This is a genomic window from Pseudomonas sp. A2 (genome assembly GCF_023100865.1).
In the GTDB taxonomy this organism is placed as follows: Bacteria; Pseudomonadota; Gammaproteobacteria; order Pseudomonadales; family Pseudomonadaceae; genus Aquipseudomonas; species Aquipseudomonas asiatica.
Genome location: NZ_CP039131.1, coordinates 12,145 through 36,008, shown reverse-complemented (window position 1 = coordinate 36,008; position 23,864 = coordinate 12,145). Strand labels below are relative to the sequence as shown.

The following is a 23,864-nucleotide window of genomic DNA, read 5'->3' as shown; positions in this document are numbered from 1 at the left end:
GGGGGTTTTCCGCCCGTTCTAGTGGTGCAGCATCTCATCAACGATCTGTTCTTTATGCAGCGCATACGGATAATAGGTCGGCCAGTTATCCATCTCTTTCAGCAACGCCTCCTGTGATTCATTGCCCATGAAAATATGGAAATGCTGTGATTTACGCGGGCCAATGATATGGTCGCTGAATTGCACAAATTTCGGCGCGTTGGCATCGCCCTGCTGGCACTCGAACAGATAACGCACGCCCTTCTTACCGGAGGCGTAATGCAGAATTTTATAGCCTGAATAGCGGTATTTGCAGCTATTGACGGTCTGGCCAACGTGGAACTCAATCACGTCATCTTCAATGCCAATCTGCTCCACATCGGTGGCGTAGCCCTTCTTATAATAGGCGCGATACTCCTCCACGCTCTTGCCGCCGGGCTTTTTCGCCTTCTGCTCCAGCACCGGATCGAGGTCGCCGTTGAGCAGATACGGGTTCACCGACTGCCAGACGCCCTCCCAGTCGCTCAGCGCGCGGTTCCTGCACATCTTTATCCGCAAAAATGCCTTCGCTGGCCTGACGCTCCTACTTCGGTTAACGCCGGTCCATGGCTATGGTTGCCGTGGGCGAACGCCTGGGCGCTGGCTAAAGCCATGCCGAATCCTAAGGCCAGCAGGGGGATCTTTCTGGTCATTACTCTCTCCTGAGTTTGCTATCAATGGCGACAAATTGTTACGATATAACATATCTTATCTGGGAGGCAAGAGCGACAGGCAAGCGCTTTTACCGCTGGAATAATGTCCGGTATGATGAAAAGGGTGATGCGCTGAACGGAAGAATGATGGACAACGATATCAATCAACTTATTGATGCATTGCTAAAAAAGCAGACCAGCCTCGGCCGGGTTTATTTCGCCGGCGAGACGCGCTTGCCTGCTGAGCCGGTAGGTGCAGGTGGATTTTCCCCGTCTGAATATTCTCCTTGATGGGCAGTTGCCCGACCAGGCCCTCGGCGATAACGCCCCGCTCCTTGAGGCCCATGACGTGCTCTATATCCCTGGCGATAGCTGGAACTGCCCGCAGTGGCAAGCGCCCTGCCTGCTGTTAAGCATCCTGTTCGCTAAGCAGCAGCTGGAGTGCTCGCTGCAGCACTGGAATGGCAAGGCGATAACTGTTGTCGACAAGCGGCAGGCGCTGCGCCGCGGGCCGCGCGTCGGATCATTTCTGCTGCAGGCGCTCAATGAACTCCGGATGCAACCGCAGGAGCAGCAAACCGCCCGCAGCATCGTCGTCAGCCTGCTCAGCCACTGCCATGATCTTCTCGGCAGCCAGGCGCAAACCTCCTCGCGCAGCCAGGCGTTGTTCGAAGCGATCCGCCAATATATGGACATCCATTATGCGGAACCGCTGAGCCGGGAATCGGTGGCCCAGGCGTTCTACCTCTCTCCCAACTATCTTTCCCATCTGTTCCAGAAATGTGGGCCAATGGGCTTCAATGAATATCTAAACCATATTCGTCTCGAACAGGCCCGTATGCTGCTGAAGGGCCACGATATGAAAGTGAAAGACATCGCCCACGCCTGCGGCTTCGCCGACAGCAACTACTTCTGCCGCCTGTTCCGCAAAACTACGGAACGCTCGCCGTCTGAATACCGCCGCCAGTACCATAGCCAGCTGACGGAAAAAGCATCCCCGGTAAAAAACTAGATTTTTGTGTGTTAAACCTGACTTTTGTGCGCGCTATAGTTACCTCCCATCCCAGCCAGCGCCGATAAATGTGATCTAAATCATCCTTAATCACGATGCGTACATTTATCCAGTTTTTGGCAAATTTGTCATCTGGCTATCCTTCGAACGAAAGCCGTATGCTTACCTCAACGACAGCACCGAATTAAGCATTGAGGAAAACACAATGGAACTCTATCTGGATACCGCCAACGTCGCCGAAGTGGAACGCCTGGCCCGCATCTACCCGCTGGCCGGGGTAACCACCAACCCGAGCATTATCGCCGCCGGTAAAGTCCCGGTCTGGGATGTGCTGCCGCGCCTGCAAAAAGCCGTCGGTCCGGAGGGCACCCTCTTCGCGCAGACCATGAGCCGCGACGCGCAGGGCATGGTGGAAGAGGCCAAACGTCTGAGCAATGCCGTGCCGGGCATTGTGGTCAAAATCCCGGTCACCGCCGAAGGGCTCGCCGCTATCAAACTGCTGAAGAAAGAAGGCATCCCGACCCTTGGTACCGCCGTCTACAGCGCTTCGCAAGGCCTGCTGGCCGCGCTGGCCGGCGCAAAGTACGTCGCGCCTTACGTTAACCGCGTCGACGCCCAGGGCGGGGACGGCATCCGCATGGTGCAGGAGCTGCAATCCCTGCTGGAAATGCATGCGCCCGAGAGCAAAGTTCTGGCGGCAAGCTTCAAAACGCCACGCCAGGCGCTGGATTGTCTGCTGGCTGGCTGCGAAGCAATCACCCTTCCACTAGATGTAGCGCAACAAATGCTCGGCACCCCTGCGGTAGAGTCAGCCATAGAGAAGTTTGAACAGGACTGGAATAACGCCTTTGGCACGCTGAATCTGTAACCGGATCCGCGAGCCGCCTGCGGGCGGCGTCACGGTCATCGAGGAGGAATCGAAATGGATCGCATTATTCAATCACCAGGCAAATATATCCAGGGCGCAGGCGCCATCAAGCGCCTCGGCGACTATCTGAAACCGCTGGCCGAGCGCTGGCTGGTGGTCGGTGATAAGTTCGTCCTGGGGTTTGCGGAAGAGATGCTGCGTAAAAGCCTGGCCGACGCTGGCCTGGCGGCTGAAATCGCGCCGTTTGGCGGTGAGTGTTCGCATAATGAAATCAACCGCCTACGCGATATCGCCGGCAACGCGAAGTGCACCGCCGTGCTGGGGATCGGCGGTGGCAAAACCCTGGATACCGCGAAAGCGCTGGCCCACTTTATGAATGTGCCGGTGGCGATCGCCCCCACCATCGCCTCCACCGATGCGCCGTGCAGCGCGCTGTCGGTGATATACACCGACGAAGGGGAATTCGACAGCTACCTGATGCTGCCGCGCAACCCCAACATGGTCATTGTCGATACGCAGATCGTTGCCGGCGCGCCGGCCCGCCTGCTGGCCGCCGGGATTGGCGATGCGCTGGCTACCTGGTTCGAAGCCCGCGCCTGCTCCCGTAGCGGCGCCACCACCATGGCGGGCGGGAAGTGCACCCAGGCGGCGCTGGCGCTGGCCGAGCTATGCTACAACACCTTACTCGAAGAGGGTGAAAAAGCGATGCTGGCCGCCGAACAGCACGTGGTCACCCCGGCGCTGGAGCGGGTGGTGGAAGCCAACACCTATCTGAGCGGCGTGGGTTTCGAAAGCGGTGGTCTCGCGGCGGCGCACGCGATTCATAACGGCATGACGGCCATCCCTGACGCCCATCACTATTATCACGGGGAAAAAGTGGCGTTCGGAACCCTGACGCAGCTGGTGCTGGAAAATGCGCCGGTGGACGAAATAGAGACCGTCGCCGCGCTGTGCCACAGCGTTGGGCTGCCGATCACCCTGGCGCAGCTGGATATCAAAGGTGATATCCCGACCAAAATGCGTCTGGTGGCGGAAGCCGCCTGCGCTGAAGGCGAAACCATTCACAATATGCCGGGCGGCGTTGATTCCGACCAGGTCTACGCCGCGCTGCTGGTGGCCGACCAGTATGGTCAGCGCTTCCTGCAGGAATGGGAATAAACCAGAGCAAAACACCCGGCGACAGCCGGGTGTTTTTTATGCATCTCTGCAGGCCGGAGCAGGCTATGCCCCTCGTCTCTTGATACTGATCATCGCCAACGCCAGTACTATCAACGCAATGCCACAACCTTCCACCTTTCCTGGATTTTCATGTAGTAGCCACCAGGAAAATAGCACGCCACAGACCGGTACGGCCAGCGTACTCAGACCGGCTATACTTGCCGGTAAATTACGCAGTACAAAAAGCCACAGACTCCAGGCCAGCGCCGTTGCAAGGATTGCGCTGTAAGCCAGGGCCCAGAAAACGTCGGGCTGCCAGTCTACCGCCCGTTGCGGGACGAGCCAGGCCACTACGCTCATTACTACGGCGGCATATAGCATCTGCCATGTCGTTAGCGCCAGCAAATCAACCTGCGGATACCGGGTATACATACGCTTCGCGACGATCGCACCTGCCCCCCAGCTCACGCCAGAGAGGATCGCCAGCAAGGCGCTTTTCAGGGAAGTAAAGTCGAGTTGCCAAGGCTGAAGTACGAGTATCAGGCCCACGCATGCCACCCCGATGGCGATATACTGCCATCGCCGCATGCGCTCACCTAAGAATAACGCGGCCATCACCACTACCCAGAATGGCATGGTATAACTCAGGATCGCCACTTTACCGGCGCCACCGCTCATTAGCGCCCACTGTGCCAGACCGACCATGCCGCAGGTTTGCAATAACGCGATCGCCAGGGTGTAGCCGAAAGGCGTCGGCTTGAGCGCTTTACCGCGGATCAACATCACTATCCATAGCACCACGGCGCCAAAAATACAGCGCAGCGCCGTGAAGTCAAAAGCGCCGATATAGCTCGTCACTTGCTTCATCGCGATCCAGCTAAAGCTCCAGATCAGCGTTAATAACGCCAACCCGCCAAACGCCAGTGGATCGCTCTTCCTTGCCATTGCATAACCCATCCCTGTCAATTATCAGGCTGGCACTATACGCGCTTTATCTTCTGCTCTCCCCTGACCTGTATCAGCGTTTTGGGCAAAAAAAAGCGATGGCGAATACCGGCTTCGCCATCGCACTAAACGTTAATGAAAACTCAGGCCGGGCGTACGCCCAGCGTATGGCAGATGGCGTAGCTCATCTCGGCGCGGTTCAGGGTGTAGAAGTGGAAATCCTTGACCCCTTCCCGGCTTAAGATCTTCACCATGTCCATGGCGATATTCGCCCCCACCAGTTGACGGGTTTCGGCGTCGTTATCCAGCCCTTCGAACATTTTTGACATCCACACCGGGATACGGACGTTGGTCATATCCGCAAACTTTTTCGCCTGTTTAAAGTTGGAGACCGGCAGGATACCGGGAATGATTTCCACGTCGATGCCTGCCGAGACGCAGCGATCGCGAAAACGCAGGTAGCTTTCCACATCGAAGAAGAACTGGGTGATCGCGCGGTTGGCCCCTGCTTCTACTTTGCGCTTCAGGTTCAGTAAATCCGCCTGCGCGCTTTTCGCCTCCGGATGCACTTCCGGATACGCGGCGACAGAGATATCAAAATCGCCTACCTCTTTCAGCAACGTCACCAGATCGGCGGCGTACATATCCGGTTTACCGCTGCCCGGCGGCAGGTCGCCGCGCAGGGCGACGATATGGCGGATACCGTTGTTCCAGTAATCCTGAGCGATAGTGCGCAACTCATCGCGGCTGGCATCGATACAGGTCAGGTGCGGCGCTGCTTCCAGACCGGTTCGCTCTTTAATGCCTTTGATGATGCTGTGGGTGCGATCGCGCTCGCCAGAGTTCGCGCCATAGGTTACCGAAACAAACTTCGGTTTCAGACTGCTCAGGCGATCGATGGATTTCCACAGGGTTTGCTCCATTTCACTGGTGCGCGGCGGAAAGAATTCAAAAGACACATTAATCTGGCCCTGGACTTCCGCCAGGCTCTGATTCAGGGCTTCCCGCTGATTGGCGTGAAAAAAGCTCATACCTTACCTCATCAATCGCATGTAATGGCTGTTATATTGCGAACTTCTATACGTTTAGACGTCCAGATGTAAAAATGACGGAAAAGCGCGCGGGCGTCAATAGAAAAATCTGCGTAAAGAGTGAGGAATAGGTCACCTACTTGAAAAAAGTTCATCTTCCGATCACCTGACCACGCACAGGAAGCGGCTCGGTGGGCAATATAAGGTGGCTCGCGAGTCAGCCTGAGACTAGCCAGTCGCCAGAATGCCATCCAGCAGAGAAAGCCATTGCTGCACGGACTCTGCCTGGTGAGGCGGATAAATCACCCCAAGGCTTAACGGCATCGCGTCGCCCTCAGCCACCGGGCAGAACGCCACCCCCTGACGCTGAATCGCGGAAAAGGACGCCGGCAGCAGGATCATGCCTTCCCCGCGCGCAATACGCGCCAGCAGCACATCATGCTCGGCCGGCTCTTCCACATACGTCGGGGCATAGCCAGCCCGGTCGAAAATACGGCGCGTGTAGTCAAAGAAACCAGGATTACGCTCGCGTTTAAACCAGAACAGCGGCCGATGATTGAGCGCGCTTAACGTCAGCCCTGGCCTGGCGGCTTCCGGCCAGGAGGCAGGTAATGCCGCAATGAGCGGCTCATGATACGGCAATGGGTGCAGGTGCAGCCCTTCAGTATTGAGCGGCAACGCGACCAGCGCCGCATCGAGTTTGCCTTTGCGTACCTGCTGAGCCAGCGCCGGTGAGGCGTGGCGGGGTGATATGCAACGCGCGGGTATGTTCGCTCAGCGCAGCCTCAACGGCGGCGAAAATGCCCTGTTCGAAGGCCGTCGTCACGCCCAGACGTAGAGCCTGCGGCGAGTGGGCGGCGAGCTCACTCAATGCCGCCAGCGTGCGTTCCTGGAGCGCCAGCAGAGGTTGAATCATCTCCAGCACCTCTTTACCCGCGTCGGTCAGGATCAGGCCTTTGCTATGGCGCTGAAACAGCGTCACCCCCAGCTGCGCTTCCAGATGGCGGATATGGCGGGTCAGCGGCGGCTGCGAGATAAATAACCGCTGCGCCGCCCGGCTGATGTTATTTTCCTCCGCTACCACTGCAAAGGCGCGCAGCAGGCGAATATCCAGGGAATGTAATCGCGAAGTTGTCATACTGAAAAGGTATCACGAAAGGGTATTACTCAAGTCCGGCACACTTCCCTACCCTTCCTCTTAACGCACCATCACAGAGAGGAAAAAACGATGTCCAGCGAACGTTACATCATCGGTCAGGAAATGCTTCAGCGGGTGGATGGTAAGGGCGGGGAAGCCGTCGTCGACAGCCTGCGGGATATCGCCCCCGATTTCGCCCGCTATCTGATTGAGTTCCCCTTCGGCGATATTTACGCCAGGCCAGGGCTCGATTTACGCAGCCGGGAAATCGCCACCATCGCCGCGCTCACGGCGTTGGGTAACGCCGAGCCACAGCTGAAAGTACACATTGCCGCAGGATTAAACGTCGGCCTGACGCAAGAGGAGATTACGGAAGCGATCATGCAGATGGCAGTCTATGCCGGATTCCCGGCGGCCCTCAACGGCCTGTTTGCCGCCAGGGCGGTATTTGCGGCCCACTGATCGCTTAAGGCCGGGCTGACTGCCCGGCCTTAAAAACTTATTTCTTCACATCGACAACGCGCTGCCCGTTAAGCTGCTCATCCGTTATCTTTTGCCCGGCTTTGAAATAGTCTACGACCGCATTTGAAACGTAATAGCCGCCGGAGGTATTACGCGCCTGCCCCTCGGTAAACGCGACAAAACCATCGCCGCCATCTGCAAGGAAGCTGTTGGTGGCAATATGGTAAACCGTCGTATCGTCAATCGGTTTACCGTTTAGCCTGAATAACACAACGCGCTGGCCCACAGGTTTGCTGCTGTCATACTTCATTTCCAGTCCCCGGGAGACCTGCAGCACGCCGTTGCTCAACCCGGCGCCATGCTCCATCAGGCTACGCAACTGCTTCCCGGTTAGATCCATGGTGACCAGCTCGTTGGGAAACGGGAAGGTGCTGATAACGGCGCCCATGCTCACCGCCCCGGCGGGGATCTCATTCCGGATCCCGCCCGAGTTGGTTAACGCCATCTGCGTACTCCTACCTGCTGCCAACAGCAAGGCGTCAGCGGCAAGATTGCCCAGCGGCGAAGAGACGCCATAAGCGCGGGTCAGTTCGACTGGTGATTGCGTGACAACCTGCTGCACCAGTTGATCAAGTTGCTTATTCCAGCCGTCGATGACCTGTTTTGTCTGCGGATCAGGCTTCCACTCATCGGCATAAAGCGTCTTCAGCTCAAAGTGCTTCACCGTGAATTGGTGCGGTTTCTCCTGATAATCCAGCACCAGTTTACCCACATCGATGCCGCCGCTATCGGTAGAAAGAATCAACGTATTACCCACTTTAATGGGCTCCGGTGTGCCAACGTGAGCATGGCCGGTAATTAAAACGTCCAGGCCTTTCACCTGACCCGCAGTCTGAATATCTTTATCCAGCGCACGACGCACATCGGTTCCCCCCTGGCTCGACTGACGCGCCGGGACGCCTTCATGGATCAGGGCCACGGTCAGATCCACTTTACCGTTAAGTTCATCGATATAATGCTGTAGCCATTTCACCTCATCACGCGCTTCGATACCCACTCGCGTCGCGGCAGAAACGGTGTCATTAAAAGCAAACACGCCGTGCAGGCCAATCACGCCAATTTTCACGCCATCTTTTTCGATAATGGTATAGGGCTTATCCCAGAACGATTTATCGCTGTTCTGATAAAAAATATTGCCCTGAACAATCGGGAATGTCGCCTGGCTAAGCTGAAGCAACGTATTATCCCAGCCGTGATCGAACTCATGATTACCGATAGTCACCGCATCGTAGGACATCGTATTCATAATATCGATTATCGCTTTGCCCTTCGTCAGGCTACTGATGTAAGGCCCGGTAAAATAATCTCCGGCATCAAAAAACCAGGTCGCGTTATTTTTCGCTTTTTCCTGTTTCACCATCGTCGTGATATTCGCCCAACCACCAATATCTCGTTTACCATCCGCTATCCATGGCACTTTATAAGGTTCGACATGGGCATGAAGATCGTTGGTATAAATGATGGTGACATCTTTGGCGCAGGCCCAGAAAGGCAAAGTTAACAGAAGTGCTGCGCTCATTGTTTTTAGTTTCATCGGAGTTCCTTTCAGAGTGATAAAGAACCGCTAAGTTACGTTCTGAAAGACTTTTTTATGTGAGAGCATTCACAGTTGTATGCAACCTGAGCAGGACAAAATTAACGACCTGTAAAAATCGTTGGTATTGACCTGCCAGTGGATACTCTCTTTACCATTAACGCCTGTAAAACCTTTGGCTGCCGCAATTTAGGTTTACCGTCTGCGGCTGAGTATCATTTCCCGAATTTTCGGCTGGGCTACCCGGCGCTCCACTGCGCAGCCTGCGGCAGCTATCCCCCCCTGTTTAACGAACGGGAATTCCGCCCCTGGCTGGCGGCTTATCTGACGGATCATGCCCGCCGCTACGGCTATTTTTGCCCGGTATGCTATCAGCGGGATATTATTCGCTACGGCCGCAATCCGCTGGGTACGCAACGCCTTCAGTGCCGCCACTGTAAAAAGGTCTGGACGCCAAAATTCCCACACATCGCCCCAATTGAAGCCCCACGACGTATTTGCAGCGTACCGTTGATAGCGCCATTCCAGGGTAATGCCGCCGGGCAAAAGCTCTACTTTTTATTAAGCTTTGATGCCGTGCGCGGTAATGTTATTCATCTTACCTCTAATTTCACTCCTTTCGCGGTAGGCGAATCATTACGCTATCACTGGCGCGGCGGACAAGCCGACAGGGAGGAGACTGACGATATTATTCAACGTATTTCTCTCACTGAAATGCGCTTTTTACAACGCAGTCAGTTCGATGAAATCCAGTACGGCAGCGCAATGCAAAAGCGCCATGCCCGCGGCAATATATTGCGCCCGGTTATCGCCGCGCACGGTCATTTCAAACTGCTCAGCCAGCGGTTTCCAGAGGTGAAAACGCACGTTATTGCGCATGAATGCTTTTTACGCGGCGCGGCGATCGTTGCCTGGGCGCCGCTTTTTCGTCAGCGGCAAGGCGATCTATGGTATGTGGAAGAAGAGATAAGGAACCCAGCCAGCCCGGCTCCGTGGCAGCTACAGGGGAAAACCCATCATGGCTGGTGGCAAAACTCATGGCAGCGTTGGACGCAGGAAGAGAATCAGAAAATGGTCTGCCGGCTTGCCGGCACTGCAGAAGAGAACGCCTTTCTACCAGACCTTGCGGCCAGCCGACGGTTTACAATATGGCTGAAAAACAGACCCGCGTTTGCGCAGAGCGCCCTGTATTCCGCAGGGCGCGTAACGCAAATAGTGGCCTCACTGGTTCAAGAGTATAACGCGACGCTTACAGCAGCTGCGCCAGGCGGTTAATATCCGACTGGATCGCCCCGGCGGTCACATCGCGCCCGGCGCCGGGCCCGCGGATCACCAGCGGGTTATCGCGATACCAGCGGCTTTCGATGGCAAACACGTTATCGCACGGCAGCAGCGCCGCCAGCGGGTGCTCTTCGCGTACCGCTTCCACACCGACGCGTGCTTTGCCGTTGGCATCAAAGCGCGCCACGTAGCGGAGCACCAGCCCCATCTCGCGGGCCGCTTCCAGACGCTGCAGCATCTGCTCGTTCAGCTCTTCGCCATTCTCAAAGAAGTGATCGACCGACCCCTCTTCACAGTGCGCCGGCACCAGTGATTCCACACGCACCTGATCCGGTTCGATGTCATAGCCCGCTTCCCGCGCGAGGATCACCAGCTTACGCATCACATCCTTACCGGACAGATCGACGCGCGGATCCGGCTCGGTCAGCCCCTGCTGCCACGCCTGATCCACCAGGTCGGTGAACGGCACGGTGCCATCAAACTGCAGGAACAGCCAGGAGAGCGTTCCCGAGAAGATACCGCTCAGGCCGAGAATAGTATCGCCGCTGTCAATCAGGTCGCGCACTGTATGGTTCACCGGCAAGCCGGCGCCCACGGTGGCGTTATATAGCCAGTGGCGCCCCGTTTTCTCAAACGCGTCGTGGATCTGACGATATTTATCACTGCTGCTGGCGCCCGCCAGCTTGTTGGCGCTAATGACGTGGAAGCCATGGCTGGCGAAATCAAGATACTGGTCGGCCAGTTGTTCGCTGGCGGTGACGTCCAGCACCACTAAATCATCATACGGGTGCGCGCGCATCCACAGGAACAGCGACTCTTCATCCTGCTCCACCGCTTCATCGTTGAAGAAAGCCAGCGCCCGACTGGCATCCAGCCCGTCGTAATTCAGCAGGCTGCGTTTACTGTCGACTACGCCGGCGAGAATAAACTCGAAACCGGTACGCGCCGAGAGCGTAGTTTGTTCACGGGCGAAAAGCTCCAGCCAGCGGGAACCAATGTTCCCTTTGCCGAACAGCATCAGGCCAATACGCTTTTCGGCGCGAAACAAGGACTGATGCAGCCCCTGGATCAGGCTTTCCGTCGGCCCGGCGCGTAGCACCGCCACCAGACTGATCCCCTCTTCAGACTGCCAGGTGAACTCCACCGGCTGCCCTTTGAGCTGCTGCCAGAAACGGTGGCAGTGCAGCGGGTTACGGGTGACTCCCGCGCCCACCATCGCCACCAGCGCCAGCTTCTGACGCAGACGCAGCTCGCCCGGCAGACCGGCTTCATCGAGCAATTTCAGCGCGCTGTCGGCCACCTCGGAGGTATAGCAGAACTGCAGCAGCTTACGGTCGGCATGGACGCCAACGGCTAACGGGCGCAGCTGGGCGCGTTTGAGCAGAGCGTCCAGCTCTTTATGCGCCAGTTTGAAATCGTGACCGGCCGGCACCTGGAACTCCACCAGGCAGACGTCGTCATGGCTGGTGACAATCCGTGCGCCGGTACCGGAGGCCAGCACGCGCTCAATGCGCGTGGAACCCTGTTCCGGCGTGTAGCTGCAGCGTAACTGCAGATCGATATCACTGGCGGAAACCGGCTGTAGCGTACGGGCATGGAGCACCGGCGCGGCCAGGCGCGCCAGCTCGCTGGCTTCGTCCAGACGCAGCAGCGGCAGCAGGCAGGCGTCTTTCACCTTGCGCGGATCCGCGCTGTACACCCCGGCAACGTCGCTCCAGATAGTGACCCGGGAGGCACCCGCCAGCGCGCCGATCTGGGTGGCAGAGTAGTCAGACCCGTTACGGCCCAGCAGGACGGTTTCGCCGGCCTGGTTACGGGAGATAAAGCCGGTCACCACCAGACGTTTGTTAGGATGCTGCGCCATCAGCTGCTGCAGCAGCGGATAGGATAATCCTTCATCCACCTGAGGCTGCGCGGCGCGTTCCGCGCGCAGGAACGCGCGCGCGTCCAGCCAGGCGGCTTCCATACCCAGCTGATTGAGAACCGCCGCCATCAGGCGCGCGGACCACACTTCCCCATGGCCGACTACTTCCGCATAGACCGCTTCGGAAACCCCGCCGTCCAGCAGACCAGCCAGACGCTCAAGGTCGTGGATAAAGGCGGCTATCAACGTATCCGCCGCCGCAGGCTCCAGCAGACTGCCAATCAGCTCGGTGTGATAGCGGCGAAGCGACTGCTGAACCTGATGCGCAGCAAGGCGATCGCTCTGGCTAAGCTTAAGCCAGCTGATCAGCTGGTTGGTGGTGCTGCCAGCGGCGGAGACGACCATCATATCCCCCGCCTGCGAATACTCCTTCATGATCCCCGCGACGCGCAGGTAACATTTCGCATCCGCTAAACTACTCCCACCAAATTTGTGCAGCTGACGACCCTTCGCCCCTGCCTGCGCAATCACACTCATCTTTATTCCTCGTTTGCTGCCCGGAAGCCATTTTCCAGGTCGGCAATTAAATCTTCACCATCTTCAATACCGGTCGATATACGCAGGAGCGTTTCTGAAATTCCGGCGGCGGCACGCGCTTCAGGCGCCATGCCGGCATGCGTCATCGTTGCCGCATGGGAAATCAGGCTTTCAACGCCCCCCAGCGATTCCGCCAGTGTAAACAGCGACAGCCCGCTCAGAAAACGGCGCAGCGTCTGCTCGTCACCGTCAAGCTCGAAGCTTAACATTGCGCCAAAACCTTTTTGCTGACGCGCCGCAATTTCATGCCCCTGGTTTTCCGGCAGCGATGGATGATACAGCTTTTTCACCAGCGGCTGGGTTTTCAGATACTCAACGATCGCCAGGGCATTTCGCTGCGCCACTTCCATCCGTGGAGACAGCGTCCGCAGCCCGCGCAACAGCAGATAGCTGTCGAAGGCGCTGCCGGTGACGCCAATATTATTCGCCCACCATGCCAGTTCGGTGACAGTTGCCGGATCTTTGGCAATCACCACCCCGGCCACCACATCGGAGTGACCATTGAGGTATTTGGTACAGGAATGCAGCACCAGATCGGCGCCCAGCGCCAGCGGGTTTTGCAACGCCGGGCTCAGGAAGGTGTTGTCCACCACGCTAATTGCCCCGGCCTCACGCGCCAGACCACAGATTTTCGCAATATCCACCACCCGCAGCAATGGATTACTTGGGCTTTCCACCAACACCAGCTTCGGTTTTTCCGCCAGCGCCGCCCGCAGCGCCTGCTCATCGCTTTGATCGACAAACTGGACGCGATAGCAGCCGCGCTTCGCCAGGCTGTCGAACAGACGGTAGCTGCCGCCGTAGCAGTCGTGCGGCGCCACCAGCAGATCGCCAGGTTTAAGGAACACCGTCGTCACCAGCAGGATCGCCGACATTCCGGTATTGGTCAGCACCGCGCCGGCGCCGCCCTCCAGCTCCGCTAAGGCGCGCTGCACCACATCGCGCGTCGGATTGCCACGACGGGAGTAGTCGTGGGCGCGCGGTTCATTAAAGCCGGTGAAGTTATAGGTACTGGAGAGGTGAATCGGCGGGACAACGCAACCGTACTGCTCGTCGTCATTTAAACCGCTACGCACTGCGATGGTGGCCTGTTTACGCGTCATGTTGGGAAGTTCCTGGGCTGAATCGGTGAAAAGTCAGGCTCCAGAGTAATCATTGTCACAATAGACGTCAATACATCTGGACATCTAAACTTCTTTGCGTATAGATTGAGCAAAGTGCAAATAGCCGTTAAAATTATATGCATTAGCGCACGTCGTCGGCGGCTTATCTCATGTCAGAAAGCCCGCGCATACGGTAAACTACGCGCAATTATAGCCCGGGCGGAATATTCTGGCCCTTCACTAATAAACAGAGGATTAAGGTATCTCATGGCTGAATGGAGCGGCGAATATATCAGCCCATACGCTGAGCACGGTAAGAAGAGTGAACAAGTAAAGAAAATTACGGTTTCCATTCCTCTGAAGGTGTTAAAAATCCTCACCGATGAACGCACGCGTCGTCAGGTGAATAACCTGCGTCACGCGACCAACAGCGAGCTGCTGTGCGAAGCGTTTCTGCATGCCTTTACCGGACAACCGTTGCCTAACGATGAAGACCTGCGTAAAGAGCGCAGCGATGAGATCCCGGAAGCGGCGAAAGCGATTATGCGTGAACTGGGAATCGACCCGGATACGTGGGAATACTGAGACGATAAAAAGGGCGGAATAATCTTCCGCCCTTTTTTCTTTCCCGCCCAGGCAGGCGGGAGAGACAAAAAAGCCGCCCTGAGGCGGCTTCTTCTGGCAACTTACTTGCTGCCCGGGATGCTGAAGCGCTTGTTGAAGCGGTCAACACGGCCACCGGTAGCAACATCACGCTGTTTGCCGGTGAAGAACGGGTGGCATTTGCCGCACACGTCGAGGTTCAGGTCGTGACCAACGGTGGAGCGGATTTTCATGACATTACCGCAAGAACAGGTAGCAGTAATTTCGTCGTAATTTGGGTGAATACCTTTTTTCATGGGAGAACCTCAGTTAAGGCCGCGTCGCTCTTCCAGCCCTAACGCCAGACACCACGCGATATTAGTAATTTCCCGTCGCCTTCTACGCTGCTGACAGCGTGAAGCACGCGGTAATGGTCAATCTTCAATGCGATATAAAGCGCATCAAAGGCGGCGAATCATACAGAATTTGACCAGCATATGCAAACTGATCCGCGCCGCCTTATCGTAATGTGTATACTATCCCGCCAGATTTCAAGTCAGGAAGATGACATGTCCGTCGCCCACGTTGCCCTACCCGTTCCGCTACCGCGCACTTTTGACTACCTGCTGCCTGAAGGCATGGCGGTCAAAGCGGGCTGTCGGGTGCGGGTGCCGTTCGGCAAACAGGAGCGGATCGGCATTGTCGCGGCGGTGAGCGAGCGCAGCGAACTGCCGCTGGATGAGCTAAAACCGGTCGCCGAAGCGCTGGACGACGAGCCGGCCTTCTCCACGACTGTCTGGCGACTGCTGATGTGGGCGGCTGAGTATTACCATCACCCGATCGGCGATGTGCTGTTCCATGCATTACCCGTTATGCTGCGCCAGGGCAAACCCGCCAGCGCCACGCCGCTGTGGTACTGGTTCGCCACCGAGCAGGGGCAGGTTGTCGACCTTAACGGTCTGAAACGCTCCCGGAAGCAGCAGCAGGCGCTGGCGGCGCTGCGCCAGGGCAAAATCTGGCGTCATCAGGTTGGCGAACTGGAATTCAATGAAGCGGCGCTGCAGGCGCTGCGCGGCAAAGGGCTGGCGGAGCTGGCCTGCGAAGCGCCCGCCCTCACCGACTGGCGCAGCGCGTATTCGGTTGCCGGCGAACGCCTGCGCCTGAATACCGAGCAGGCCACCGCCGTCGGGGCGATCCACAGCGCCGCCGATCGTTTCTCCGCCTGGCTGCTGGCGGGTATTACCGGCTCCGGGAAAACGGAAGTCTATTTGAGCGTGCTGGAGAATGTGCTGGCGCAGGGGCGCCAGGCGCTGGTGATGGTGCCGGAGATCGGCCTGACGCCGCAAACCATCGCCCGATTTCGCCAGCGCTTTAACGCGCCGGTGGAAGTGCTGCACTCCGGGCTCAATGACAGCGAACGTCTCTCGGCCTGGCTGAAGGCGAAAAATGGCGAAGCGGCCATTGTGATCGGCACCCGCTCCTCGCTGTTTACCCCATTTAAAGATCTCGGCGTCATCGTCATCGACGAAGAGCATGACAGCTCCTACAAGCAGCAGGAAGGCTGGCGCTACCATGCCCGCGACCTGGCGGTATGGCGCGCCCACAGCGAGCAGATCCCGATAATTCTCGGCTCGGCGACGCCGGCGCTGGAGACTCTGCATAACGTCCGCCAGGGTAAATATCGCCAGTTAACCTTAAGCAAACGCGCGGGCAATGCGCGCCCGGCCCAGCAGCACGTGCTCGATCTCAAAGGGCAACCGCTGCAGGCGGGCCTGTCTCCCGCGCTGATTAGCCGTATGCGCCAGCACCTGCAAGCGGATAACCAGGTGATCCTGTTTCTTAACCGCCGCGGCTTTGCGCCAGCGCTGCTGTGCCACGATTGCGGCTGGATAGCGGAATGCCCGCGCTGCGACAGTTACTATACGTTGCACCAGGCGCAGCACCATCTGCGCTGCCACCATTGCGACAGCCAGCGCCCAATCCCGCGCCAGTGTCCTTCCTGCGGCTCCACGCATCTGGTGCCGGTAGGGATCGGCACCGAGCAGCTGGAGCAGGCCCTGGCGCCGCTGTTCCCTGAGGTGCCTATCTCGCGTATCGACCGCGATACCACCAGCCGCAAAGGAGCGCTGGAGGAGCATCTCGCCGCCGTCCATCGCGGCGGGGCGCGTATTCTGATTGGCACCCAAATGCTGGCCAAAGGGCACCACTTCCCGGACGTCACCCTCGTCTCCCTGCTGGATGTCGACGGGGCGCTGTTTTCCGCTGATTTCCGCTCCGCAGAGCGTTTCGCTCAGCTTTATACCCAGGTCTCCGGACGAGCGGGCCGGGCAGGAAAACAGGGCGAGGTCATTCTTCAAACCCACCATCCGGAACACCCTCTACTGCAGACCCTGCTGTATAAAGGCTACGACGCCTTTGCCGAACAGGCGCTGGCAGAGCGGCAGACGATGCAGCTGCCGCCGTGGACCAGCCATGTGCTGATTCGTGCGGAAGACCATAACAACCAGCAGGCGCCGCTGTTTTTACAACAGCTGCGCAATCTGCTGCAGGCCAGCCCGCTGGCCGACGAAAAGCTATGGGTGCTCGGTCCGGTTCCGGCGCTGGCGCCAAAGCGCGGCGGCCGCTGGCGCTGGCAAATATTGCTGCAGCATCCTTCGCGGGTGCGTCTGCAACATATCGTTAGCGGTACGCTGGCGCTGATCAATACGCTTCCGGAGGCGAGAAAAGTGAAGTGGGTGCTGGATGTCGATCCGATTGAAGGATAAGCCTTCTCTTGCGAGCCGGATCGAAAAATTTAACAAGCATCACGTTTTTCATGAAAATTCTGTAACTCACTGCCGCGACTATCTGATAAAAATGATGCAGCAGTTAGCGCCCAAGGGAAATGCCAGCGCCATTCAGCGAGGAGAAACCAGGTGAAGCCCAAAAAACAAGTGGTTGCCGCCACCATGAAAGACGTCGCCCTCAAGGCAAACGTTTCCACGGCAACCGTGTCCCGAGCGTTGATGAACCCTGATAAGGTGTCGCAAGCCACCCGTAACCGGGTCGAGCAGGCGGCGCTGGAAGTCGGCTATTTACCGCAGTCGCTCGGACGCAATATGAAGCGCAACGAATCGCGGAACGATCCTCGTGATCGTCCCGGATATCTGCGATCCCTTCTTTAGTGAAGTGATCCGCGGTATTGAAGTCACTGCCGCCGAGCACGGCTATCTGGTGTTAATCGGCGATTGCGCCCACCAGAATCAGAAAGAAAAAACCTTTATCGACCTTATCATCACCAAGCAGATCGACGGCATGGTGCTGCTCAGCTCGCGCCTGCCGTTTGACGCCAGCGTGGAAGAGCAGCGCAATTTGCCGCCAATGGTCATGTCGAATGAGTTTGCGCCGGAGCTGGAGCTGCCCACCGTCCATATCGATAACCTGACGGCGGCCTTTAACGCGGTAAATTATCTCCACGAGCTGGGACATCAGCGTATCGGCTGTATCGCCGGCCCGGAAGATATGCCGTTGTGCCATTATCGCCTGCAGGGTTATGTGCAGGCGCTGCGCCGCAGCGGTATCACCGTCGATCCGCACTATATTGCTCGCGGCAACTTTACCTTCGAAGCCGGCGCCAATGCGCTGGAGCAGCTGCTGGCGCAGCCGGTGCCGCCCACGGCGGTCTTTTGCCATAGCGATGTGATGGCGCTGGGCGCCTTATCGCTGGCAAAACGTCGCGGTCTGAAAGTGCCGGACGACCTGTCAATTGTCGGCTTCGATAACATCGCGTTGTCTGAATTTTGCGATCCGCCGTTGACCACGGTTTCACAGCCACGGTTTGATATCGGCCGTGAAGGAATGCTGCTATTACTGGAGCAAATGCAGGGGCATAACGTGAACAGCGGCTCGCGTCTGCTCGATTGCGAACTGATTGTTCGCGGCAGTACGCAAAAAATCAGACGATAACCATCAGGCTTTCGGGCCTGCTCTTCTGGTCAAAGGCCCGCCGCTTAAGTAACATGGCGGGCTGACGAACGAATATAAGACAGCGAAACGATAGTGGCACAACGAGATTATGTACGCCGCAGCCAACCGGCTTCTTCGCGGCGCAAAAAGAGCACGACCCGAAGCTCAAGGAATAAGCAAAGCAGCCTTCCGGCGATTTCACCGGCGATGGTGGCGATCGCGGCGGCTGTGCTGGTGGCCTTTATCGGTGGCCTCTATTTCATTACGCATCATAAGAAAGAAGAAGCGGAAGCGATGCAAAATCGCCAGGCCGCCGGCAACGGCTTGCCGCCCAAACCGGAAGAGCGCTGGCGCTATATTAAAGAGCTGGAAAGCCGCCAGCCTGGCGTCCGCGCGCCGACCGAACCGACCGCCGGTGGCGAAGTCATGAAACCGGAACAGCTGACCGACGAGCAGCGCCAGCTGCTCGCCCAGATGCAGGCCGATATGCGCCAGCAGCCGACCCAGCTGACCGAAGTGCCATGGAACGAACAAACGCCGGCGCAGCGCCAGCAGACGCTTCAGCGTCAGCGTTTAGCGCAGCAACAGCAGCAGGCGCAGCAGCAACAGTGGGCGCAGACTCAGGCGCAGACCGTCCAACAGCAGCCGAAGCCGGTTCAGCAGCAACAGCCGAAGCAGACCGCGTCAAACCAGCAGCCGTACCAGGATCTGCTGCAGACGCCAGCGCATACCAATACCACGCAGCCGCGTACCCAGGCCGCGGCGCCGGTAGCTCGGGTGGAAGAAGCGCCGAAAACCACTGCCGAGAAGAAAGACGATCGTAGCTGGATGATCCAGTGCGGCTCTTTTAAAGGCGCCGAGCAGGCCGAAACCGTCCGCGCTCAGCTGGCTTTCGAAGGGTTTGCTTCGCACATTACCACTAACAACGGCTGGAACCGCGTGGTTATTGGCCCGTTGAAAGGCAAAGAAAGCGCCAACGAGATGATCACCCGCCTGAAGATGGCTGGACACGCGAACTGCATTCGTCTCGCCGCCAGGGGTTGAAACCCTCAAAATCCCCCCCATCTATAATTGCATTCGGCCCCGCGGACAGCGCGGGGCCCCTGTTCCGCTTTTGCAACCAAGGGGTCTGCTCGTGACTACAATTGTAAGTGTTCGCCGTAACGGCCATGTTGTTATTGCCGGTGATGGCCAGGCCACGCTGGGCAACACCGTGATGAAGGGCAATGTGAAGAAAGTGCGTCGTCTGTACAACGACAAAGTGATTGCCGGTTTCGCTGGCGGCACCGCCGACGCCTTCACGCTGTTCGAACTGTTTGAACGTAAACTGGAAATGCACCAGGGCCATCTGGTGAAGGCCGCCGTTGAGCTGGCCAAAGACTGGCGAACTGACCGGATGTTGCGCAAACTGGAAGCGCTGCTGGCCGTCGCGGACGAAAACGCGTCGCTTATCATCACCGGTAACGGTGACGTGGTACAGCCGGAAAACGATTTGATTGCTATCGGCTCCGGCGGTCCTTACGCCCAGGCCGCGGCCCGCGCGCTGTTGGAAAATACCGATATGGGCGCGCGCGACATCGCCGAGAAAGCGTTGGATATTGCAGGTGATATCTGCATCTATACCAACCATTTCCACACCATCGAAGAATTACCTTCTAAAGCGTAAGGATCTCCCATGTCTGAAATGACCCCACGCGAAATTGTCAGCGAACTGGACAAACACATTATCGGTCAGGACGCCGCCAAGCGTTCTGTTGCTATCGCCCTGCGTAACCGCTGGCGTCGGATGCAGCTTAACGAAGAGCTGCGTCATGAAGTCACGCCGAAAAACATTCTGATGATCGGCCCAACCGGCGTCGGTAAAACCGAAATCGCCCGTCGTCTGGCAAAACTGGCCAACGCGCCGTTTATCAAAGTTGAAGCGACGAAGTTCACCGAAGTGGGCTATGTCGGTAAAGAAGTGGACTCCATCATCCGCGATTTGACCGATGCGGCGATCAAAATGGTTCGCATGCAGTCCATCGATAAGAACCGTTACCGCGCGGAAGAGCTGGCGGAAGAGCGCGTGCTTGACGTGCTGATCCCACCGGCGAAGAACAACTGGGGCCAGACTGAGCCGTCGCAGGAACCGTCTGCAGCGCGCCAGGCGTTCCGTAAAAAACTGCGTGAAGGCCAGCTGGACGATAAAGAGATTGAAATCGATCTCGCTGCGGCGCCGATGGGCGTTGAAATCATGTCCCCTCCGGGCATGGAAGAGATGACCAGCCAGCTGCAGTCTATGTTCCAGAACCTCGGCGGTCAGAAGCAGAAACCGCGTAAGCTGAAAATCAAAGACGCGATGAAGCTTCTGATTGAAGAAGAAGCGGCCAAACTGGTCAATCCGGAAGAGCTGAAGCAGGAAGCCATCGACGCTGTAGAGCAGCACGGTATCGTCTTTATCGACGAAATCGACAAAATCTGTAAGCGCGGCGGCAACACCTCCGGCCCGGACGTCTCCCGCGAAGGCGTACAGCGCGACCTGCTGCCGCTGGTGGAAGGCTGCACCGTCTCCACCAAACATGGGATGGTCAAGACCGACCACATCCTGTTTATCGCCTCCGGCGCATTCCAGGTGGCCAGCCCATCCGATCTGATCCCGGAACTGCAGGGGCGTCTGCCGATCCGCGTTGAGCTGAAGGCGCTGACCACCCACGACTTCGAGCGCATCCTGACCGAGCCGAATGCCTCCATCACCGTGCAGTACAAGGCGCTGATGGCGACCGAAGGGGTGAACATCGAATTCACCGAAGACGGCATCAAGCGCATCGCCCAGGCCGCATGGCAGGTAAACGAAACCACCGAGAACATCGGTGCGCGTCGCCTGCACACCGTGCTGGAGCGCCTGGTGGAAGATATCTCCTATGATGCCAGCGAGATGAACGGCCAGACCATCACTATTGATGCCGAATATGTGAGTAAACACCTGGATGTTCTGGTGGCAGATGAAGATCTGAGCCGTTTTATCCTATAATCCGGTGCAATGCATTTTCATCACTGTTGATGGGGGCTATCGCCCCCATTTTTATTGGCTAGAATAACTATGACTGATATCAGCCGTTCACAGGCGTGGCTGGAAAGCCTGCGTCCTAAAACGTTACCGCTGGCATTTGCCGCGATTATTGTTGGCACCGTCCTTGCCTGGGAGCAGGGCCATTTTGATCCCTGGGTTGCCCTGCTGGCGCTGATCACCGCCGGCTTGCTGCAAATTCTTTCCAACCTCGCCAATGACTACGGCGACGCGGTTAAGGGGAGCGATAAACCGGATCGCATCGGGCCGCTGCGCGGGATGCAGAAAGGGGTGATTACCCCCCAGCAGATGAAGCGCGCTCTGATCGTCACCGTCGTACTCATCTGCCTGTTTGGTCTGGCGCTGCTGTGCGCCGCCTGGCAGAGCGTCGGCGATTTCATCGGCTTCCTCGCCCTGGGAGGCCTGTCTATCGTGGCCGCCATCACCTACACGGTGGGCACCCGTCCGTATGGATATATTGGTCTGGGTGATATCTCAGTACTCGTTTTCTTCGGCTGGCTGAGCGTCCTCGGCAGCTGGTATCTGCAAGCCCATAATGTGGAAGCGGCCATTTTTCTGCCGGCGACAGCCTGCGGTCTGCTGGCGACCGCCGTGCTGAACATCAATAATCTGCGCGATATCGACAGCGACCGGCAGAACGGGAAGAACACCCTCGCCGTGCGCCTGGGCCCGGTCAATGCCCGCCGCTATCATGCCTGCCTGCTGCTCGGCGCCCTGCTGTGTCTGGCGCTGTTTAACCTGCTGGCGCTGCATTCAGCCTGGGGCTGGCTGTTTATTCTCGCCACGCCGCTGCTGGTGAAACAGGCGCGCTACGTCCTGCGCGAATCCGATCCGCTGGCGATGCGGCCAATGCTCGAAAAGACGGTCAAAGGGGCTTTACTAACCAACCTGCTGTTTGTTATCGGAATTATTGCCAGTAAGCTGATGGCTTAACTGACAAATATCAATTAACAATTGATGATTTTGCCAACAATGCGATTCGCGGGATATACTAAAAACTCTCGCAGCAACTGAACGTTAAGCCTATGAAATACGATACTTCCGAGCTTTGTGACATCTACCAGGAAGATGTCAACGTCGTGGAACCGCTGTTCTCTAACTTTGGAGGACGGTCGTCGTTTGGTGGACAGATCATTACGGTTAAATGTTTCGAGGATAACGGGTTGCTCTACGATCTGCTCGAGCAGAATGGCCGTGGTCATATTCTCCTGATCGACGGCGGCGGCTCAGTACGACGCGCGTTAATTGACGCTGACCTGGCGCGTCTGGCCGTCCAGAATGAATGGGAAGGGTTGGTGGTCTATGGCGCGGTGCGCCAGGTTGACGACCTTGAGGAGCTGGACATTGGTATTCAGGCGCTGGCGGCTATTCCGGTCGGCGCGGCTGGCGAAGGCATCGGCGAAAGCGACGTGCGCGTCAATTTCGGCGGGGTGACTTTCTTCTCCGGCGACCATCTGTATGCCGATAACACCGGGATGATCCTGTCGGAAGACCCGCTGGATATCGAATAAACCTTCCGCCATAAAAAAGGCCTTCTCCATGAGAAGGCCTTTTGTTTATCCGGCGCGTAACTTAGTACAGTTTCTTCGCGCAATCCAGCCAGTCGTTCTTGAACGGACGCTTCATGTTCTCGATGGCATCGATGATGTCGTGGTGCACCAGCTTCTCGTTCTGGATGCCGACGCAACGGCCGCCATGGCCCTGTAGCAGCAGCTCAATCGCATAGGCGCCCATGCGGGAAGCCAGGATGCGGTCGTAAGGAACCGGGGAACCGCCGCGCTGAATGTGGCCGAGGACGGTGGCGCGAGTTTCACGGCCAGTCTCTTTCTCGATGTAGCTTGCCAGCTCGTCAACGTCGCACATGTGCTCGGTGATGGCCACGATAGCGTGTTTTTTCCCTTTCGCGATACCGGCTTTGATTTCTGCCACCAGATCGTCACGGGTATATTCCACTTCAGGCACCATGATAAACTCACAGCCGCCGGCAATCGCCGCCGCCAGGGTCAGGTCGCCACAGTAACGGCCCATCACTTCCACCACGGAGATACGCTGGTGCGAAGAGGAGGTGTCGCGCAAACGGTCAATCGCTTCCACCACGGTGCTCAGGGCAGTAAAGAAGCCGATGGTGTAGTCAGTGCCTTTGATATCGTTGTCGATAGTGCCCGGCAGGCCGATGCATGGGAAGCCCATCTCGGTCAGGCGCATCGCCCCCATATAGGAACCGTCACCGCCGATAACCACCAGCGCGTCCAGGCCGCGCTTCTTCATGTTTTCGATAGCCACAGCGCGGATGTGTTCTTCGCGGAATTCCGGGAAGCGAGCGGAGCCCAGGAAGGTGCCGCCGCGGTTGATCATGTCGGAAACGCTGTAACGGTCGAGCTGAACCATACGGTCTTCATACAATCCGAGGTAACCGTCATAGATTCCAAAAACTTCCAGACCTTCCGTTAATGCCGCGCGCACAACGCCACGAATTGCTGCGTTCATGCCCGGCGCATCACCGCCACTTGTCAACACACCGATTTTCTTAATCATGACTACCTCTG

General features: G+C 57.5%; 18 protein-coding genes and 4 pseudogenes. 13 read left to right on the top strand and 9 right to left on the bottom strand.

Translation table 11 applies throughout. The features are described 5' to 3' along the window. Positions 1-18: 18 nt before the first annotated feature. Positions 19-671: pseudogene (zinT, locus tag E5221_RS28725) on the bottom strand (metal-binding protein ZinT). Positions 672-695: 24 nt separating this feature from the next. Here zinT and E5221_RS28720 point away from each other — a divergent pair. The 3 genes and pseudogenes from E5221_RS28720 to E5221_RS28710 all read left to right on the top strand — a co-directional run bounded on the left by E5221_RS28720 (position 696) and on the right by E5221_RS28710 (position 3,709). Beyond that, a pseudogene (locus E5221_RS28720) lies at positions 696-1,683 on the top strand (AraC family transcriptional regulator). 205 nt (positions 1,684-1,888) lie between these two features. After that, positions 1,889-2,551, top strand: a complete 663-nt coding sequence (gene fsa, locus E5221_RS28715) for a fructose-6-phosphate aldolase (RefSeq protein WP_004177977.1) — start codon at positions 1,889-1,891, stop codon at positions 2,549-2,551. A gap of 54 nt (positions 2,552-2,605) precedes the next feature. Beyond that, on the top strand, positions 2,606-3,709 hold the full coding sequence (locus tag E5221_RS28710) for a glycerol dehydrogenase (protein ID WP_004146274.1): 1,104 nt from the start codon (positions 2,606-2,608) through the stop codon (positions 3,707-3,709). Positions 3,710-3,772: 63 nt separating this feature from the next. Here the strand turns inward: E5221_RS28710 and E5221_RS28705 are convergent, their stop codons facing one another. From E5221_RS28705 to E5221_RS28695, 3 genes and pseudogenes are all read right to left on the bottom strand, one after another. After that, positions 3,773-4,654: a DMT family transporter gene (locus E5221_RS28705; RefSeq protein ID WP_004177983.1), complete on the bottom strand. Its 882-nt coding sequence runs from the start codon at positions 4,652-4,654 to the stop codon at positions 3,773-3,775. A gap of 143 nt (positions 4,655-4,797) precedes the next feature. Further along, positions 4,798-5,685 carry a methylenetetrahydrofolate reductase gene (gene metF / locus E5221_RS28700; protein WP_002882952.1) on the bottom strand — a complete coding sequence of 296 codons (888 nt, stop codon included), beginning with the start codon at positions 5,683-5,685 and terminating at the stop codon, positions 4,798-4,800. 228 nt (positions 5,686-5,913) lie between these two features. Further along, positions 5,914-6,823 (bottom strand): annotated as a pseudogene (locus E5221_RS28695) (LysR family transcriptional regulator). A gap of 90 nt (positions 6,824-6,913) precedes the next feature. On the opposite strand from E5221_RS28695, the gene E5221_RS28690 reads away from it, so the two are divergent. Then, positions 6,914-7,285 (top strand): carboxymuconolactone decarboxylase family protein, encoded by a 372-nt coding sequence (locus E5221_RS28690; RefSeq protein WP_002882947.1) that lies wholly within the window; start codon positions 6,914-6,916, stop codon positions 7,283-7,285. A gap of 37 nt (positions 7,286-7,322) precedes the next feature. Here the strand turns inward: E5221_RS28690 and E5221_RS28685 are convergent, their stop codons facing one another. Beyond that, positions 7,323-8,879: a bifunctional UDP-sugar hydrolase/5'-nucleotidase gene (locus E5221_RS28685; RefSeq protein ID WP_004901757.1), complete on the bottom strand. Its 1,557-nt coding sequence runs from the start codon at positions 8,877-8,879 to the stop codon at positions 7,323-7,325. Between the two features lie 138 nt (positions 8,880-9,017). On the opposite strand from E5221_RS28685, the gene E5221_RS28680 reads away from it, so the two are divergent. After that, positions 9,018-10,154, top strand: coding sequence for a hypothetical protein (locus tag E5221_RS28680; RefSeq protein ID WP_032448130.1), 1,137 nt, complete (start codon positions 9,018-9,020; stop codon positions 10,152-10,154). On the opposite strand, the gene E5221_RS28675 is transcribed toward E5221_RS28680, so the two are convergent. After that, the gene (locus E5221_RS28675) at positions 10,129-12,561 is read right to left on the bottom strand and encodes a bifunctional aspartate kinase/homoserine dehydrogenase II (protein ID WP_004901750.1); all 2,433 of its coding nucleotides are present in this window, start codon (positions 12,559-12,561) and stop codon (positions 10,129-10,131) included. The two genes, E5221_RS28680 and E5221_RS28675, sit on opposite strands and share 26 nt — an antisense overlap. Positions 12,562-12,563: 2 nt before the next feature. Further along, the gene (metB, locus tag E5221_RS28670; RefSeq protein WP_004150388.1) at positions 12,564-13,724 is read right to left on the bottom strand and encodes a cystathionine gamma-synthase; all 1,161 of its coding nucleotides are present in this window, start codon (positions 13,722-13,724) and stop codon (positions 12,564-12,566) included. 267 nt (positions 13,725-13,991) lie between these two features. Between metB and metJ the strand changes: the two genes are divergently transcribed. Beyond that, positions 13,992-14,309 carry a met regulon transcriptional regulator MetJ gene (gene metJ, locus E5221_RS28665; RefSeq protein WP_002882924.1) on the top strand — a complete coding sequence of 106 codons (318 nt, stop codon included), beginning with the start codon at positions 13,992-13,994 and terminating at the stop codon, positions 14,307-14,309. Positions 14,310-14,410: 101 nt separating this feature from the next. Here metJ and rpmE read toward each other — a convergent pair whose 3' ends face one another. Further along, complete coding sequence (gene rpmE / locus E5221_RS28660; RefSeq protein ID WP_002882922.1) at positions 14,411-14,623, bottom strand: 50S ribosomal protein L31; 213 nt, start codon at positions 14,621-14,623, stop codon at positions 14,411-14,413. A gap of 252 nt (positions 14,624-14,875) precedes the next feature. On the opposite strand from rpmE, the gene priA reads away from it, so the two are divergent. From priA to rraA, 7 genes and pseudogenes are all read left to right on the top strand, one after another. Continuing rightward, positions 14,876-17,071 carry a primosomal protein N' gene (gene priA, locus E5221_RS28655; protein ID WP_004901742.1) on the top strand — a complete coding sequence of 732 codons (2,196 nt, stop codon included), beginning with the start codon at positions 14,876-14,878 and terminating at the stop codon, positions 17,069-17,071. A 150-nt stretch (positions 17,072-17,221) separates the two neighbouring features. Continuing rightward, positions 17,222-18,251 (top strand): annotated as a pseudogene (gene cytR, locus E5221_RS28650) (DNA-binding transcriptional regulator CytR). Between the two features lie 93 nt (positions 18,252-18,344). Continuing rightward, complete coding sequence (ftsN, locus tag E5221_RS28645; RefSeq protein ID WP_004901737.1) at positions 18,345-19,295, top strand: cell division protein FtsN; 951 nt, start codon at positions 18,345-18,347, stop codon at positions 19,293-19,295. 91 nt (positions 19,296-19,386) lie between these two features. Then, positions 19,387-19,917, top strand: a complete 531-nt coding sequence (hslV, locus tag E5221_RS28640; RefSeq protein ID WP_002882918.1) for an ATP-dependent protease subunit HslV — start codon at positions 19,387-19,389, stop codon at positions 19,915-19,917. Between the two features lie 9 nt (positions 19,918-19,926). Then, positions 19,927-21,261 (top strand): HslU--HslV peptidase ATPase subunit, encoded by a 1,335-nt coding sequence (hslU, locus tag E5221_RS28635; RefSeq protein WP_029884101.1) that lies wholly within the window; start codon positions 19,927-19,929, stop codon positions 21,259-21,261. Between the two features lie 69 nt (positions 21,262-21,330). Next, complete coding sequence (gene menA / locus E5221_RS28630; RefSeq protein ID WP_002882914.1) at positions 21,331-22,251, top strand: 1,4-dihydroxy-2-naphthoate polyprenyltransferase; 921 nt, start codon at positions 21,331-21,333, stop codon at positions 22,249-22,251. Positions 22,252-22,343: 92 nt separating this feature from the next. Beyond that, on the top strand, positions 22,344-22,829 hold the full coding sequence (rraA, locus tag E5221_RS28625; protein WP_002882913.1) for a ribonuclease E activity regulator RraA: 486 nt from the start codon (positions 22,344-22,346) through the stop codon (positions 22,827-22,829). A gap of 61 nt (positions 22,830-22,890) precedes the next feature. Here the strand turns inward: rraA and pfkA are convergent, their stop codons facing one another. Continuing rightward, positions 22,891-23,853 (bottom strand): 6-phosphofructokinase, encoded by a 963-nt coding sequence (pfkA, locus tag E5221_RS28620; protein WP_002882911.1) that lies wholly within the window; start codon positions 23,851-23,853, stop codon positions 22,891-22,893. Positions 23,854-23,864: the final 11 nt, after the last annotated feature.